Origin of the sequence: Streptomyces sp. NBC_00009 (genome assembly GCF_045040855.1) — a bacterium.
Classification (GTDB): domain Bacteria; phylum Actinomycetota; class Actinomycetes; order Streptomycetales; family Streptomycetaceae; genus Streptomyces; species Streptomyces aureus.
The window spans coordinates 3,806,627-3,823,043 of the sequence record NZ_CP108312.1; the positions used below are offsets into that span (position 1 = coordinate 3,806,627).

Sequence of the window (16,417 nt, forward strand, 5' to 3'; positions counted from 1 at the left end):
GGGACCCGTACAAGACAGGCCAGTACGCGCTTTCCCCTCCGGGCCCGTGGACCACTTGTCGCCCTCGGGCCCATCTGCTTGACTCCGCGCGCCAGCACGCCACCTCACCGGCGGAGGAAGCCATGGAGATCACCCGCAGACGCCTGCTGTCCGCCCTGTCAGCCGCCGGTCTCCTGACGGTGATCCCCACCGGACGGGCGAACGCCGCCGACGCGGCCGCGGACAGCGCCCGGCTCCTCGCCAACACCGTGGGCGTCTTCGCGGGGACCGAGGCCTCCAACTCCCGTACGGAGACGGCCGCCAAGCGCGCCGCGATCGGCAAGGCCGCCCGCGCGAACCTGAAGTCGATGGACGCGGCGGGCCCCGGCGAACTCTTCGCCGGGCTCGTCCTCGGCACCGACGAGGGCAGACTCAACACGGCGTACAAGCAGTTGTACGAGATCGCCCTCGCGACGCGCGCGCCGGGCGCGGCCCCCGACCTGTACGGCAACGAGGCGGTGCAGCGCCGCGTCATCGACGGCCTCGCGTGGCTGCACGAGCGCTACTACGGCGACCAGTCCAAGGGCTACTACGGCAACTGGTTCTACTGGGAGATCGGCCTCTCCCAGTTCATCAGCAAGACCCTCGTCCTCCTCGCCGCCGAGGTGAAGGCCTACCGCCCGGACCTCCTGCGCACCTACGTCGCCTCGATGGACGCGTACCTGCGCAACGGCACCGATGGCGACGTGAACCTCGACTCCCGCTTCCACACGGGCGCCAACCTCGCCGACATCACCACGAACCGCATCCTCCAGGGCGCGCTCCTCATCGGGGACGGCGGCGGTGCCCCCGACGGCGAGGCCCGCATCCGCAAGGCCCTCACCGACCAGCTCACCGTCTTCGCGACGATCGACCCGTACGCGCTCGACCACGGGGTCACGGACGGCTATTACGCCGACGGCTCCTTCATCCAGCACGCGTCCGTCGCCTACACCGGCTCGTATGGGAAGGGCCTGCTCACACGGGTCGTGCAGACCCTCAAGATCCTCGACGGCACGGGCTTCGCGCACGGCGGCGAGCTGGTGCCGACCGTCGTGGGCTGGGTGCGGAACGGCTTCGCGCCGCTCATCTTCGAGGGCTGGATGATGGAGATCGTCAAGGGCCGGGCGGTGTCCCGCCCGGACACCGGCTACACCGACGTCGCGATCGTCGTCGAGGCGGTCGTGGATCTGGCGTCACTCGCCGAAGACACCGCAGGCACCGACGCCACCGCCCTCAAGGGCTACGTCAAACACATCCGGGCCACCTCGCGCGCCGCCCTCGACCCGTCCTCGTTCGTCTCCCCCGTGAGCATCACGCGCTACGCCGACATCACCGGCGACGCGTCCGTCCCCGCCGAGGACCTCAACCCCGCGTCGCGCACGGTCGCGTTCAACGCCATGGACCGGACCGTGCACCGCAGGCCGGGTTACGCCTTCGCGCTCGCCCGGAGTTCGGGCCGCATCAGCAAGTACGAGTACATGAACGGCGAGAACCTCATGCCGTGGTTCCAGGGCGACGGCGCGTACTACCTGTACCTGTCCGGCCAGGACCAGACGCAGGCGTACGGCGTCGACTACTTCACGACGGTCTCGCCGTACGCACTGGCCGGGGTCACCGCGCCGGTCGAGGAGCGCCGCACCGTCCCCGAGCTCTACGGGAAGCCGTACTACGACAACCCGGGCCACCCGCTGAACTTCACGTCGTCGTCCGAGTCGCAGAACACGTACGTCTACTTCCCGTGCGGCACCGGCCCGTACTCGGGCGGCGCCGTGCTCGGCGCGTACGGCGCGGCCGCCATGGTGCAGTCGGACGACGTCCCCTACCGGGACAAGCAGAAGGGCATCCTGCCCGACGACTTCGTGGTCTACCGCAACGCGACGTCGACGAAGTCGTGGTTCCTGTTCGACGACGAGATCGTGGTCCTCGCGGCGGATGTCGGCGACGCGGCCGGGCGGGCCGTGACGACGACCGTCGACTCCCGCACGGCGGCGCCCGACGACCTGACCACGGTCACCGGAGCGCTCCGCGACGGCCGCCCGTGGAGCGGCCCGGGCACCGGCGACCTGCACTGGCTGCGCTACGCCAACGCGACCCGCGGCACGTCGCTCGGCTACGTCTTCCTCGACACCCCGCGCGTGCGGGTCGCCCTCGACGAGGTCACCCGCAGCCGCCGAGTGGTCCGCGCCGCGAACCCGGACACCGCGGTGACCCGCACGGTCCTCGGTGTGACGGTCGACCATGCGGCGGGAGCCGAACCGGCTTGCCTGGCCTATGCGTTGGTGCCGAACGCGGCGGAGGCCGCCCTGCGCTCGTACACCCGCCTCGACGGCCCGCTGACGGTCCACGCGAACACACCGCGACTCCAGGCCGTCACCCACAAGGGGCTCGGCCTGACCGCCGCGAACACCTTCACGCCCGGCCGCCACGAGACCGCGGGCCTGCGCGTCGAGGGCCCCGCGTCGGTGCTCGTGCGGCGCGGGCGGCGCCACGGCGACCCGGTCACCGTCGCGGTCGCGGACCCGACGACACAGCGGGACACCGTGTCCGTCCTGCTCCACGGGCGCCCCCTGGGCAAGGTCACCGCGGACCCGCAGGTGCGGGTGACCCGCGTCCACGGCGGCACCCGCCTGGACGTGGACACCCGCCACACGTACGGGCGGAGCCTCACGGTGACGCTGCGCTAGAGGGACTGGAGGAAGTCGTCACGCTGCCGGGATCCGGTCCAGGAACCCCTGCACCGTACGGATCCGGCCGTCCTTGGCCAGCGAGATCACGTCGGACCCCGCGACGGGCGCGGAGCCGTCCGCGGTGGACACCAGCTCCCAGGTGAACCGGGCGATGTCGTGATGCCCGTCGACCGTCCCGGTCTGCTTGAACGCGAACCCGGGGAACTGCTCGCGGGCGGCCGCGATCACGGCGGCGATGCCCTCGTGCCCCGCCACGTCGGCCAGGGGGTCGGTGTAGGAGCCGTCGTCGCTCCAGGCGGCAGCCACGGCCTCGGCGCGGGCGTCTGCGCCCTCGGCGTTCCAGGCCTCGAAGTAGCGGGCGACGGCGGTCTCGTGAACGGAGATGGCGGACATAGGAAGCGGCCTCCAGCCAGGTCGGACATCGGATGAGGGGCCGGAGCCCGGGAGGAGTGCGCCGCCCGGGTTCCGGATGCCTTCAGCCTGCCGGGCGGGCGGACGGGGGTCGATTACGCCGGAGGTAATGCCGCGCGGGCCCGGTTCACCCATGCTGTGGTCGGACAGAACCTGATCTGTTGTTCATCGTCTGTGCTCGGGAGGCCAGGATGTTCGTCCCGTTCGGGGCCCTTGATTTTCTGGAACGTGCCGCCACCGTCTACGGGGACCGGATCGGCGTCGTCGACGAGCCGGTCCAGCCGGCCGAACCATGGGAGGACCTCACCTACCGCCGGGTGGCCGAGCTGGCGCGCGCCCAGGCCGCCGGGCTCGACGCGCTCGGGGTGCCGCTCGGCGCGCGCGTCGCGGTCGTGTCGCCGAACAGCGCGCGGCTGCTGACCTCTTTCTTCGGGGTGAGCGGCTACGGCCGCGTCCTCGTACCGGTCAACTTCCGCCTCACCGCGGAGGAGGTGAGCTACGTCGTCTCCCACTCGGGCACGGACGTCCTCCTCGTGGACCCCGAACTGACCGACCGCCTGGCCGCAGTCCCCGCCAAGCACCGCTTCACCATCGGAGCGGCCGCCGACTCCGAGCTCTACCGCTTCGACGCGGACCCCAGCGACTGGACGCCCGACGAGAACGCCACCGCCACGATCAACTACACGAGCGGCACGACCGCCCGGCCCAAGGGCGTCCAGATCACCCACCGCAACATCTGGGTCAACGCCGTCACCTTCGCCCTGCACGCGGGCGTCACCGACCGGGACGTCTACCTGCACACGCTGCCGATGTTCCACGCCAACGGCTGGGGCATGCCGTTCGCCATGTCCGCGCTCGGGGTGCGCCAGATCGCCCTGCGCAAGGTCGACGGCGCCGAGATCCTGCGCCGCGTCGACGAGCACGGCGTGACCGTGATGTGCGCCGCGCCCGCCGTCGTCAACGCCGTTCTGGACGCCGCCCGTTCCTGGAAGGGCGCGATCCCCGGGCGCGACCGGGTCCGCATCATCGTCGCCGGGGCGCCGCCGCCCACCCGCACGGTGGCCCGCGTCGAGTCCGAACTCGGCTGGGAGTTCATCCAGATCTACGGCCTCACGGAGACGTCGCCGCTGCTGACGGTGAACCGGTCCCGCGCCGAATGGGACGAGCTCGACGCGTCGCAGCGGGCCGAGAAACTCGTACGGGCGGGGGCGCCCGCGCTCGGCGTGACGCTGCGCACCGACGAGGAGGGCGAGGTGCTCGCCCGGTCGAACGTGATCCTGGAGGGCTACTGGGAGCAGCCCGGGGAGAGCGCGAAGGCCCTCGCGGGCGGCTGGTTCCACACGGGCGACGGCGGCACCGTCGACGAGGACGGCTATCTGACGATCAGCGACCGCAAGAAGGACGTGATCATCACCGGCGGCGAGAACGTCTCGTCGATCGAGGTGGAGGACGCCCTCTTCAGCCACCCCGACGTCGCCGAGGTCGCCGTCATCGGCGTCCCGGACGAGAAGTGGGGCGAGACGATCAAGGCCCTTGTCGTGCGGGCACCGGACGCGACGGTGACCGAGGACGAGCTGATCCGCCACTGCAAGGAACGTCTGGCCGGATACAAGGCGCCCACGTCGGTCGAGTTCCGGGACGAGCTGGCGCGTACGGCGACCGGAAAACTCCAGAAGTACAAGCTGCGGAAGCCGTATTGGGAGGGGCGGGAGCGGGGGGTGAACTGACCCCCCGACTCCCCGACTCCCCGACTCTCCTGGATCCGGCCCCGGACCGCCGCCTGCGTGAAGGCCTCGAAGGCGGCGGTCGTGGCGGGCGAGCGGGGAAGACGGTGTGGTTCGCATGCGAAGCGAGGTCGGGGAATCGGGCGCCGGTGGAAGGAGTTCACGAGGCATGGCTGTCATCCACAACACCACAATGACTCCCGGCAAGCTGGAGCTTCTCGCGGCCTGGCTTCCCGCGCGACCGTGGTACGTCGGCCCGGCGCGCGGGCCGGAACTGACCAAGGCCGGCGGCTTCCGGCTCGATGACCCGCGAGGCGAGGTGGGTATCGAGTTCATGGTGGTCACGGACACGTCCGGCGGCCGGCCGTGTTCGTATCACCTGCCGCTCAGCTACCGGGGGGCACCGCTCGACGGAGCCGATCAGGCACTCATCGGCACGTCCGAGCACGGGGTGCTGGGGCGGCGGTGGGTGTACGACGGGACCCACGACTCCGTTCTCATCGCTCAACTGCTCGCCCTCGTCCAGGGCCGCGCCGAGCCGCAGGCCCAGGGCGCGACCGACACCCCCGATCCTTCCGTCACCAGTTACTTCACCGGAGCCGGCTTCCCGTCCGTCGTCGCGTCGACGGCCGTCCACGACGGCCAGCACGGCACCGACATCGTGGTGGGAACCGGATCCGAGCCGCACAGCGAGTCGGCGGAGCCTCTGACCCTCGAGGTGACGCGCATCCTCCGGCCGGGCCGGCCCACCGACACGACCGAGGCCCGCGGATACGTCACCGCGGGCTGGCGCCTGCCGGACGGCGAGGAGAGCCGTGGCCGGTTCGCAGTCCTCCGGGACGCGGCACGCTGACCGAAAGGCTCATGCACCCGCCCGGACGACCCGGCGTGCTCACCACCCGTCCTCTCGGCAGAGTTACCGGCATGGAACCCCACTACGGCACGGTCTCGCTGATCCCGGGCACCGAAGCCCTGCCCGAGTTGGACATCCCGCGCCCGGGTCGGCAGAACCGGCTCGCCGTCCTGGTGCGGCTGCTGCTGCTCGTGCCGCACTTCGTCGTGCTGGCCGTCCTGTCGATCGTCACGTTCTTCGTGGCGGTCGCCGGCTGGTTCGCGGCGCTGCTGCTCGGGCGGCTGCCCAATCCGGTGGAGCGCTACCTCGCGGGGTTCCTCGGCTACGACACCCGCGTGAACGCCTCCGCGATGCTCCTGACCGGCCGCTACCCGCCCTTCGAGCTCGGCGAACCGATGGGTTACCCGGTGCGGGTGCGCGTGCAGCAGTCCGTGCACCTCAACCGGCTGGCCGTGCTGTTCCGGCTGCTTCTGGTGATCCCCGCGGCGCTCGTCGAGGTGGTCGCCACCGCCGGCTGGTGGGCCTTCTCGGTGCTCGCCTGGCTCGCCGTGCTCGTCCTCGGCCGGATGCCGCTGCCGCTGTTCGAGGCGACGGCGGCGGTCCTGCGTTACCGGATGCGGCTCGGCGCGTACGTGCTGCTGCTGACCCCCGCGTACCCGAAGCGGCTCTTCGGCGACCAGTCGGCGCCGGACGCCGTCGTCGGCACCATCGCGGGCCCGTCCGCGACGCGGCCGCTGTTCCTGGGGAAAGGGGCGAAGGTGCTGGTCGGAGCGTTCCTGGTGCTCGGTCTCGTCGGCGGGGCGGCGAACAGCTCCCGCTACGGCGCGGACGGCTCCGCCGCCGTACAGGCCTTGCTGCCCGGCGCGTGACGGGGACGCGGCCCGTGGGCCGCGTCCATTCGGGTGACGGGTGACGGTCAGGCTGCGAGGCCGTCCATGTCCCTGCAGGGCAGGCCGTCCTTCGCGACGATGGGGCGGCTCCTGGACGCCGAGGGGCGGGCCGTGGGGTACGAGCAGGTGGATGTCTGGGCGTAACCACCCGCCGTCCACGGCGTGTTCGCTCCGCTCGCCCCGCCCGCACTGCCACAGTGACCAGGTACAGAATCACCCGTTTCGCGCGTTTCATAATTTTAGTGCGTTACGCCGGTCTCCCAGGGAGTGTGGTGAGCATGGCCCACGTGCACGTGATCCTCAATCAGAAGGGCGGCGTGGGAAAGTCCACGCTCGCCGTCAACCTCGCCGCCGTGACGGCGGACGTGCTCGGCGCGGGGACCGAGGGCGGGCAGCCGCCCGTCGTCGCCGTCTCCATCGACCCGCAGGGCTCCGCCGTGTGGTGGTCGGAGCGCGTCGGCGACGGCCTCCCCTTCGACTTCGTGCAGGCCCACGACGACCTGGCCGGGCTCGCCGCGCTCTCCCGCATCCCCTCCGCCCAGCACGTCTTCGTCGACACCCCGGGCTGGCTCGACCTCGCCGAGTCCGCCGGCGAGGACCCGCTCGGCAAGGGCGCCGCCGCTGACGCGCTGCGCGCCGTCCTGTCCAACGCCCACGACGTGATCGTGCCGATCGAGCCCGAGCCGCTCGGCTTCCAGCCCACGCAGCGCACCATCGAGCGCGTCGTGAAGCCGCGCGGCCTGCCCTACCGCGTGGTCATCAACAACTGGGACCCGCGCGACGGCAAGGCCGACCTGGAGCAGACGCGCGCCTTCGTCGAGGCCCAGGACTGGCCGCTGGCCCGCACGGTCGTACGGCACTACAAGCTGCACACACGCGCCTCCGCGGACGGCCTCGTCGTCACCCAGTACGGCGCGAACCGGGTCGCGCTCCAGGCCCGCGAGGACTTCTTCCGCCTCGCCCTGGAGGTGGGCCTCGCCGCGATCCCGGCCCCCGCCAAACGCTCCGCGAGCAGCACCCGTACGCCTGCGAGGAAGGGCGCGCAGAAGCAGGACGCGCAGGCCGCGACGGCCAAGAGCACCCAGGCCAACAGCACCAAGGCCAAGAGCGCCAGGAACGCCAAGAAGGTGAACGTCTGATGGGGCGCCGTACCGATCTGTCCTCCCTGCTGTCCTCCGGCGCCGCGGCCCCGGCCACGGAAACAGCCGGCGAAGGCACCCGGCCCGTCGCCCGCGACGCCGCGCACCCCGTCACCGTCGCGCTCGCCGACCTCGCCGAGAACCCCGACAACCCGCGCCACGAGCTGCGCGACCTGGACGGGCTCGCCGAGACGCTGCGCGAGCGCGGGGTGCTCCAGGCGCTCGGGGTGGTCCCCCGCGCCGTGTTCCTCGCGGCGCACCCGCACCACGAGGAGGCCGTGGGCCGGGCCCCGTACGTCGTCCTGCACGGCCACCGGCGGCTCGCCGCGGCCCGGATGGCGGGCCTGGACGAGGTGCCCGTCCTGGTGCGCGAGGACGCGTCCCGCACCGACGAGGACGCCCTGATCGAAAACGTCCAGCGCGACGACCTCACCGAGCTGGAGCAGGCCCAGGCCATCCAGGGCCTGATCAAGAGCTACGGCTACTCGCAGCGCCAGGTCGCCGCCCGGATCGGCAAGACGCAGGGCTTCGTCTCGCAGCGCCTGTCCCTGATGAAGCTGCGCGAGGACCTCCAGGAGGCGCTGGCCGACGGACGCGTCTCGGTCGAGGACGCCCGCCGCATCGCCCGCCTCCCCCAGGAGGAGCAGGCGCTCCCCGGCGACACCGGCACACCCCCGCCGACCGTGCCGAAGGCCCGGCGTGATTACGGCGTAATCAAAATCGACAGCCGGGGCACCCCGGAAGATGTCGTCGAGTCCCTCCGCCGCCATCTCGCCCCCGCGGCCCTCGACCGGATCCTGGAACTCCTCGCCCGCTGAGCGCACCCGCGGGCGGCCGGGAGCCGGGTGTCGGGGGGATTCCTCTACCGTTGCCTGAGAATGCGCCACGGAGAGCAGTCATCGCACATGTCCACTGGACCGGTTCCCACCCTCGACCCCGGCGTCGCGGCGCCCGCGGAGGCCGTCGCACCGCTGATGCGCGGCATCGACGTGCTGCGCAGGCTCACCGACGCCGGCGGCACGCTGAGCCTGAGCGAGCTCGCGCGGGCGACCGCCCTCGCCCGGTCCACGGTCGACCGGATCTGCGCGACCCTCGCGCACATGGGGTGCCTGCGCCTCGACGGGCGTGACGCCACGCTCGCGCCGCCGCTGATGGCCGTGGGCAACGCCTATCTGGGCGCTCTGCGGCTCCCCGCGCTGCTCGGCCCGCGCGCCGAGCGGCTCGCGGACGAGCTCGACGAATCGGTCTCTCTCGCGGTCCCCGACGGGGACGGGATCCGCTTCATCCACCAGGCGACCCGGCGCCGCGCCATGTCGCTGAGCTTCCGTATCGGCGACCTGCTGCCCGCCGAACGCACCGCGCCGGGACCGCTGTTCGCGGGTGCGTGGGACGAGGACCTGTGGGAGCGGTGGCGGGCGCGCCGGGCCGCGGATCCCGAGGACCGCGCGTTCCCCGCGGTGCCGCCCCGTCAGGAGGCGCAGAAGGAGCCGTTCGAGGAGCGCGTGGCGCGCGCCGGGGCCGCCGGCTGGGCCCTCGACGACCAGCTCATCGAGCCCGGCCTCGTCGCGCTCGCCGTGCCCGTGCGCGGCCCCCGGGGTGACGTCGCGTGCGTGGTCAGCGTCGTCAGTCACACCAGCCGGCACACCGCCGCATCGCTGCGCGAGGCGATGCTGGGGCGGCTGCGGGACGCCGTCACGGAGATGGAGGAGGCGCTGCGAAGGCCCGTGCCGGACGCCCCCGCGCCGACGGGACCGGACGCGACGGGACCGGACGCCGCCTGGGCCGCCGAGGCCAAGCAGCGGCTCGGCCGGGACTTCGTCGAGTCGCTGGCGCGCGGCCTCGCCGTGCTGACCGTCTTCGGGCCCGGGCGGGCCGAGCTGAACCTCACCGACATCGCCGCGGCGACGGGCCTGGCGCGGGCCACCGCGCGCCGCGCCCTGATCACCCTGGAGCACCTCGGATACGTCGCCTCGCGCGGCCGGGGCTTCCGGCTCACGCCCCGCGTCCTCGCCCTCGGCTTCCCGCCCCTGTCCCACCTCACGCTGGCCGAGATCGCCACGCCCCACATGCGGGCTCTCTCCGCCCAGCTGCACGACTCGGTGTCCCTGACCGTGCTCGACGGCGACGACATCCGGTACACGGCACGCGTCGCGACGAGCCGTGTGATGAGCGTGAACATCTCGGTCGGGACCCGCTTCCCCGCCTTCGCCACGTCCATGGGGCGGGTCCTGCTCGCGGGTCTCGCCCCGGCCGAGCGTGCCGCGTTCCTCGCCCGCGCCGACCTGGCCCCGCTCACCCCGCGCACCGTCACCGGCGCCGACCGGCTCGGCGCGCTCCTGGACGACGTACGGCACCAGGGCCACGCGCTCGTGGACGGGGAGCTGGAGGAGGGGCTGCGCTCCGTCGCCGTGCCGGTGCGCGACCTGGCCGGGCAGGTCGTCGCCGCGGTGAACGTGGCCACGCACAGCAGCCGCCGCGACCTGGCCCGGGTCACGGACGAGGTCCTTCCCGCGCTGCTCGCCACGGCCTCGCACATCGAGGCCGATCTGCACGTCGCCGGGCGGTTCGCCCGCATCTCCGCGGCATAGAAACCGGCCGCAATGTTGCGGATCGGAGAGCGACGGAGGTCAATGGAAGACGGGGGAAAAGGCAGAAAGGAGCCGTCATGGCTCACGCGGCACCCGCCTCACGAACCTCCGGCCTGCGCTCCATGGCGGCCGGCTCCAGGCTCTCGATGGCGCTCCCTCTCCTGCTCGGCATCGTCTACGGCTTCTGGGCCTCGGGCATCCGGCGCGATGCCGGCCCGATCACCACGGGCAACGTCCTGTTCGGCTTCCTCACGGGCATCATCGTCGCCGTGGTCACCTTCGGGATGCACCGGGCGTCGTCCCGGCTGCCGCGCGAGCTGCGCGCCGTCGCCTGGGCCGCGTGGGCCGGTATCGCGTTCGGCTATCTCTACAGCCTGACCGACGCCACGGTCCTGCGGTCCACGATCATGGCGCTGACGGTCGCCGCCGGTGTGTTCGCGGCGATGTTCTACCGCTACTACACACATGAGTGACGGACCATCAGAGCCACTGGGCACGTGAGTGACCGAGCGGCTCAGCGACACCCGTTCGGCCGAGCCCTCCGCCGCAGACCCCGCCATCTGCCCTGTCCCCGCTGGCGCCCCCTGCCGCGCGCCCGTTGCCTGGGAGGGTGATGCGAAGAGCCCTGTCCGTCGTCCTGCCGGCCCTGGCCTGCCTGCTCGTGCCGCTCGGCACGCTCTCCGTATGGGCGAAGTACGAGGTCGGGGACAGTGACCGGTACGTCGCGACGATGGCTCCGCTCGCCGCGGAACCGGCTGTGCGGGGCGCGGTCGCCGACGCCGTCACGAACGGCATCGTGGCGCAACTCGACGCGGGGCCGCTCCAGTCGACGGTCGACGCGTTCGTGCACGACGCGGTGGAGTCGTTCACCGGCACCGACGCCTTCCAGAAGGCGTGGAACACGGCGAACCGGGCCGCGCACGACGCCGTGCAGCAGGCCATCGACGACGGCACCGACGGCCCGGTCACCATCGACCTCGCGCCCGTCACCGGGCAGGTCAGGCAGCAGCTCAGCGACGACGGCGTGGCCTTCGCCGACCGCATCCCCGTCACGCACACCACGATCACCGTGATGAGCTCGCGCGACCTCGACCGGCTGCGCCAGTCGCTGCGCGTGCTCCAACGGGCGGGCCTGTGGCTGCCGTTCGCCGCGTTCGCCTTCGCCGCCGCCGGGCTCGCGCTCGCCCGGCGCCGGCGCCGGGCCCTCACCGCGACGGCGCTCGGCGTGGCCCTGGCCGCAGCGGCGCTCCTCGTCGCGCTCGCGATGAGCCGCTCCCTCACCCTCGACAACCTGCCCTCGGACCTGGACCGCTCCGCGGCGGGCGCGGCCTACGACGCCCTCAGCTCGTCGGTGCGCACCGCGTCCTGGTGGACGGCCGGCACGGCCCTCGCAGTGGCCGTCTGCGCCTGGCTGTCGGGGCGCCTGAGCCGCAGGCCCCCACCACGCCCTCCGGCTCCTCCCGAAATGCGGCCCGTCGCTTCCGGGGTGAGCATGCCAGTGACACCGAGGAGGACTGAATGAGCGAGACCCCCACCACCCCGACACCGCCCCCCGAGCCCGACGCCGGCCACGGCGTCTGGTCGGACAAGCACCGCTCCGCCGGGCCCGACCCCACCCGGGGCGACGGCGCGGGCAGCGGCTGGGCGTCCGGCGGCACGGTCTTCGCCGGCGTCCTGATGATGGTCAGCGGCATCCTGGGCATCCTGAACGGCATCGCGGGCATCGCCAAGGACGACGTGTACGCCCGCATCGGCAACTACACGTACGCCTTCAACCTCACCACGTGGGGCTGGATCCACCTGATCATCGGCATCATCGTCACGATCACCGGCTACTTCATCCTCACGGACTCCGGCTGGGCGCGCGGCGTCGGCATCGCCATCACCTCGCTGTACGTCATCGCGTACTTCATGTTCCTGCCCTACGAGCCCATCTGGTCGGTCATCGCGATCGGCATCGGCGTCTTCGTCATCTGGGCGCTGGCCAGCAACAGTTCGCACCAGGCCGACCGGGCCTGAAACCGGGCAACCGTTCCCCGCGCCGCCCCGTCTTTGAGGGAGGATTCCGGCATCCGGCGCCGGAGGGTGTCGGAGCGAACGGAAGGCGGGCCCGGGCCTTGGAGCATGTGACGCAAGCGCCCGGCCCACCGCCGGTCCTCCCCTACGACGACCCGGACCGCAGGCCGGGCCGCACCCTGGCCGCCTGGGCCGCGGGCCTGCTCCTCGCCGGAGTCAGCGCGGTCGTGGGCTGCCGGATCGCGGACGTGGACGGGGTCACCCCCGTCCCGCAGCTCCTGGCGTTCCTGCCCTGGCTCCTCGCGCCCACCGGCGCCGCGCTGCTGCTCACGGCGCTGGCACGATGGCGGATCGGCATGGTGTGGGGCGTCGCGGTCCTGGGCGCCCTCGCCTGGTACATCGAGCCGTACGGCAAGAACCCCAAGGACGCCGCGGCGAGCGGGCCGCCCGTCGCGGAGGTGCGGGTCCTCTCCTCGAACGTCCAGTTCGGGCGCGGCACCGAGTCGCTGGTGGGCGCGGTGCGCCGCGAGCGGCCCGGCCTGGTGTTCGTCGAGGAGTGTGATTACGGGTGCCAGGACACCCTGCGCCGTGAGCTGCCGCGCGCCGACTTCCCGTACCGGCAGGCCGTGGAGGCGGGCGGTTCGGAGGGGTCGGTGATTCTGAGCCGGTATCCGCTCAAGGCCGCCGCGGGCGTCCCCGGGACCATGGGCATGCCAGGCGCCGTCGCCGATGTGAAGGGCCACGACGTGCGGGTCCAGCTCGCGCACCCGATGCCCCCGCTGCCCCGGCAGGTCGGCCTGTGGCGCTCCGAGCTGGGCGAACTGCGCGACTTCGCCGCCGCGGGCCGCTCGCAGCCGACCATCCTGGCCGGGGACTTCAACGCCACGCAGGACCACGCCGCGTTCCGCCGCATCCTCGACGCGGGCCTGCACGACAGCGCCGGCCTCACCGGGAAGTCCCGCGCCCCGAGCTGGCCCTCGCGCCTGCGCCCGCCGCTCGGCACCCAGATCGACCACGTGCTGGTGAGCGAGGAGTTCTCCCCGCACACCGCCCGCTTCATCGAGCTGGCCGACACCGACCACCGCGCCCTCCTGGTCGACCTGACGATGCACCGACCGGCAGCGTCCTGAGCGCCGGGCCCGTAGCGTTCAATGGACGGCATGCGCCCCGAGTCCCCGGCCCGCCTTCTCGCACCGCCCGACTGGCTGGTCAGGACCCTGCGTCCGCACCCCGCGCCGATCCCCTGGGCGGCCGTCGCGCGCGCCGGCCTCGCGATGTCGCTGCCGCTCGCGGTCGGGCTCGCCGCCGGGCAGCCCGCGTACGGAGCGCTCGCCTCCATGGGCGCCCTGTCCGGCGTCATCGGCGACACCGCCGACGCCTACCGGATGCGGATCCTCAACATCGCGGTGCCGCAGCTCTTCGGCGCGGCCGGCGTCACGGTCGGCGCGCTCGTGTACGGGCACGGCTGGGTCGCCGTCGCCACCGTCACGGGCGTGGCGCTGGTCTCCGGGATGATCTCGACGATCGGCGCGGTCGCCTCCGTGTCCGGGCTGCTGCTCCTGCTCAACTGCGTGATCGGCGCCGGGCTGCCCCTGCCGGGCGCGTGGTGGCTCGCGCCGCTCCTGATGACGGGCGGCGGACTCCTCGTCCTCGCGCTCGCGCTGCTCGCCTGGCCCCTGCGGTCAGGGGTGCCGGAACGCTCGGCCGTCGCCGCCACGTACCGCTCCGTCGCGAACCTGCTCGCGTCGGCGGGCGACCCCGAGAACTACGTCGAGACCCGCTACGCCGTCACCCAGTCCCTCAACCAGGCCTACGACCTCGTCCTCGCCCGGCGCGCCCTCTCCCACGGCCGCAACCCCGAACTGGTGCGCCTGATCGCCCTGTTGAACGCGCTCACCCCGCTCGCCGAGTCCGCGCCCGCCGCCCACCAGCACGGGGTGCCGCTCCCCGCCGCCGTACCCGACGCCGTACGACGCCTCGCCGACGCGGTCGACACCGGCAGCACCGACGTGGGGCCCCTCGGCCTGCCCGCACCCGAAGGACCCGCCGCCCGCGCCGTCGATCACGCCGTACGGCACGCCGCCCACCTCGTCACCAGCAAGAACACGGACCCCCACCGCGCGATCGACGCCGACCGCCTCGGCCGGCCCGCCGCCCTGCGCGTGCGCGCCGTCCGCGCCGCGCGCAACGTCGTGCTGTCCGGCGCCTCCTGGCGCTACGGGCTGCGCCTGGCCCTGTGCATCGGCATCGCCCAGGTCCTCGTCTCGACGGTGCCGGTCCCGCGCTCCTACTGGGTGGCGCTGACCATCACGTTCGTCCTCAAGCCCGACTTCGGCTCGGTGTTCTCGCGGGCCGTCCTGCGCGCGCTCGGCACGGCGGTCGGGCTCGTGCTCGCCACGGTGGTCCTCTTCGAGGTGCCCCGCGGGTGGTGGGACGTGCCCGTGCTGATGGCCCTCGCCGCGCTCATCCCGGCGCTCACCCCGCGCGGCTACGGCTATCAGACCGCCGCCATCACGCCGGCCATCCTGCTGCTGTCCGACATCCTCAACCACCAGGGCATCGGGCTCGTCCTGCCGCGGCTCCTGGACAGCCTCATGGGCTGCGCCATCGCGCTGGTCGCCGGATATCTGCTGTGGCCCGAGAGCTGGCACACCCGCATCGGCGACCGGCTCGCCGACGCCGTCGCGGACACCGCGACATACGTGGAGCGCGCGTTCGGGGCGTCCGCGGACCCGGACGTCCCGGCCGCCCGCGCGCGGATGCGCCGGCGGCTCTACCGCGACCTGTCCGTCATCCGCTCCGAGTTCCAGCGCGCCCTGACCGAACCGCCGCCCATCGGCCGCCGCGCCGCCGCCTGGTGGCCGCTCGTCGTCGCCGTGGAACGCATCGTGGACGCGACGACCGCGGCGCGGGTCCGGGTCAAGCAGGGGGCGCCGGCGCCGGGACCCGCCGAGGTGGCGCAGGCCGCGGGGCAACTGCGGGAGCTGGCCCAGGGGCTGCGCGCTGCCGACGTCCTGAAGGGGGTGCGCGCCGACTTCAGCGAGGCGGACCCCGACGGGGTGCTGGAACCCGTACGTCAGGAGGTCGCGGCCGCCCGCTCCATCGCCTCACCGCGCTGACACCGATACGGGACGCGGATGCGGGCCGCCCCGGGGAGGGGACGGCCCGCATCGGTGTGGGGGGTGGCTCCAGTACGTCAGCCGCTGACGGTCGGCCGGTGAGGGTCAGCCGGTCTTGGCGGACTTCTCCAGCGACTTCACGGCCTTCGCGAAGCCGTTGGCCCACAGCTGGTCGACGCGGGACTTCTCGTTGGCGTCCGGGTACGGGTTCGTGCAGGACGTGCCCGGGCCGCCGCCCGACATCAGCTCGCTGCACGGCCCCTCGTAGTGGTCGGGGAGCCCGAGGACGTGACCGGTCTCGTGCGCGGTCACACGGGTGGAGTCGTACTCCTGGTTCTGGGCGTAGTCGAGGAAGACGTAGCCGCTGCCGTGCCCGTCCGTGGACGCGTACGAGCCGCGCGGGTCGTTGCCCTCGCGGTAGGAGAAGTCGCCGCCGCCCGAGGACGCCTGGAGCTTCACGTTCGACACGGAGGAGTTCCATATCGACGTGCTGTTGGCTATCTGCTGCGCGAAGGACGGGGCGCCCGACGCGTCGTACGTGACGGTGACCGACGCGGCGTGCGGGTGCGCGGCGCGCTTCTGTGCGACCGACTTCAGGACGGCCTGGAAGAACGCCTTGTTGGCGGCGGCCTCCTCGGCCGAACCCGCGTAGTGGGTGTAGCCGGCGACGACCGGGGCCGGGGCGGCGGACGCGGGGGCCGCGGTGGCGAGCGCGCCGGCGGCCATGCCGATGCCGACCGCGACCGAGGCGTAGCGCAGGGAGAGCTTCATGTGGGGGGCTCCTCCTCGTTCCGTGAGTGGGGGGTTACGTGAACGGTTCGGTACGAGGGAGAGTGTGGAGGCGCCCGGGACCCCTGGGGATGATGGCAATTGGCGATAGGACGGAGCTATCACCCGCCCAACTCGCCCGTTTCGGTTCGCATTTGGACGTCTGGTGCGGCCTCCGTGACCGCCTTACGCTCCATGCCC

14 protein-coding genes are annotated in these 16,417 nt (G+C 72.8%); 12 read left to right on the top strand and 2 right to left on the bottom strand.

The genetic code is table 11. The features are described from left to right. Positions 1-122 precede the first annotated feature (122 nt). A complete protein-coding gene (locus OHA58_RS17165; RefSeq protein ID WP_405479651.1) occupies positions 123-2,705 on the top strand; it encodes a polysaccharide lyase family 8 super-sandwich domain-containing protein in 2,583 nt (860 codons plus the stop codon). A gap of 18 nt (positions 2,706-2,723) precedes the next feature. Here OHA58_RS17165 and OHA58_RS17170 read toward each other — a convergent pair whose 3' ends face one another. Further along, positions 2,724-3,101 carry a nuclear transport factor 2 family protein gene (locus OHA58_RS17170; RefSeq protein WP_405479653.1) on the bottom strand — a complete coding sequence of 126 codons (378 nt, stop codon included), beginning with the start codon at positions 3,099-3,101 and terminating at the stop codon, positions 2,724-2,726. A gap of 209 nt (positions 3,102-3,310) precedes the next feature. Between OHA58_RS17170 and OHA58_RS17175 the strand changes: the two genes are divergently transcribed. From OHA58_RS17175 to OHA58_RS17225, 11 genes are all read left to right on the top strand, one after another. Next, on the top strand, positions 3,311-4,846 hold the full coding sequence (locus OHA58_RS17175; protein WP_405479655.1) for an AMP-binding protein: 1,536 nt from the start codon (positions 3,311-3,313) through the stop codon (positions 4,844-4,846). A gap of 166 nt (positions 4,847-5,012) precedes the next feature. After that, positions 5,013-5,696: a maltokinase N-terminal cap-like domain-containing protein gene (locus OHA58_RS17180; protein WP_405479657.1), complete on the top strand. Its 684-nt coding sequence runs from the start codon at positions 5,013-5,015 to the stop codon at positions 5,694-5,696. Positions 5,697-5,767: 71 nt separating this feature from the next. Beyond that, complete coding sequence (locus OHA58_RS17185; RefSeq protein WP_405479659.1) at positions 5,768-6,565, top strand: DUF4389 domain-containing protein; 798 nt, start codon at positions 5,768-5,770, stop codon at positions 6,563-6,565. 299 nt (positions 6,566-6,864) lie between these two features. Next, the gene (locus OHA58_RS17190; RefSeq protein WP_405479660.1) at positions 6,865-7,725 is read left to right on the top strand and encodes a ParA family protein; all 861 of its coding nucleotides are present in this window, start codon (positions 6,865-6,867) and stop codon (positions 7,723-7,725) included. Continuing rightward, positions 7,725-8,543, top strand: a complete 819-nt coding sequence (locus OHA58_RS17195) for a ParB/RepB/Spo0J family partition protein (RefSeq protein WP_405479662.1) — start codon at positions 7,725-7,727, stop codon at positions 8,541-8,543. Before OHA58_RS17190 ends, OHA58_RS17195 begins: the two co-directional genes overlap by 1 nt. An 87-nt stretch (positions 8,544-8,630) precedes the next feature. Further along, positions 8,631-10,313: an IclR family transcriptional regulator C-terminal domain-containing protein gene (locus OHA58_RS17200; RefSeq protein WP_405479663.1), complete on the top strand. Its 1,683-nt coding sequence runs from the start codon at positions 8,631-8,633 to the stop codon at positions 10,311-10,313. A gap of 77 nt (positions 10,314-10,390) precedes the next feature. Then, positions 10,391-10,786: a hypothetical protein gene (locus tag OHA58_RS17205; RefSeq protein WP_405479665.1), complete on the top strand. Its 396-nt coding sequence runs from the start codon at positions 10,391-10,393 to the stop codon at positions 10,784-10,786. A gap of 140 nt (positions 10,787-10,926) precedes the next feature. Further along, a complete protein-coding gene (locus tag OHA58_RS17210; protein WP_405479666.1) occupies positions 10,927-11,835 on the top strand; it encodes a hypothetical protein in 909 nt (302 codons plus the stop codon). Continuing rightward, positions 11,832-12,332 carry a hypothetical protein gene (locus tag OHA58_RS17215; RefSeq protein WP_405479667.1) on the top strand — a complete coding sequence of 167 codons (501 nt, stop codon included), beginning with the start codon at positions 11,832-11,834 and terminating at the stop codon, positions 12,330-12,332. Before OHA58_RS17210 ends, OHA58_RS17215 begins: the two co-directional genes overlap by 4 nt. 107 nt (positions 12,333-12,439) lie before the next feature. Then, positions 12,440-13,459, top strand: a complete 1,020-nt coding sequence (locus OHA58_RS17220; RefSeq protein ID WP_405479669.1) for an endonuclease/exonuclease/phosphatase family protein — start codon at positions 12,440-12,442, stop codon at positions 13,457-13,459. Positions 13,460-13,489: 30 nt separating this feature from the next. Continuing rightward, positions 13,490-15,448, top strand: a complete 1,959-nt coding sequence (locus OHA58_RS17225; protein WP_405479670.1) for an FUSC family protein — start codon at positions 13,490-13,492, stop codon at positions 15,446-15,448. A 105-nt stretch (positions 15,449-15,553) separates the two neighbouring features. On the opposite strand, the gene snpA is transcribed toward OHA58_RS17225, so the two are convergent. Beyond that, positions 15,554-16,219, bottom strand: a complete 666-nt coding sequence (gene snpA, locus OHA58_RS17230) for a snapalysin (RefSeq protein ID WP_405479671.1) — start codon at positions 16,217-16,219, stop codon at positions 15,554-15,556. Positions 16,220-16,417 lie beyond the last annotated feature (198 nt).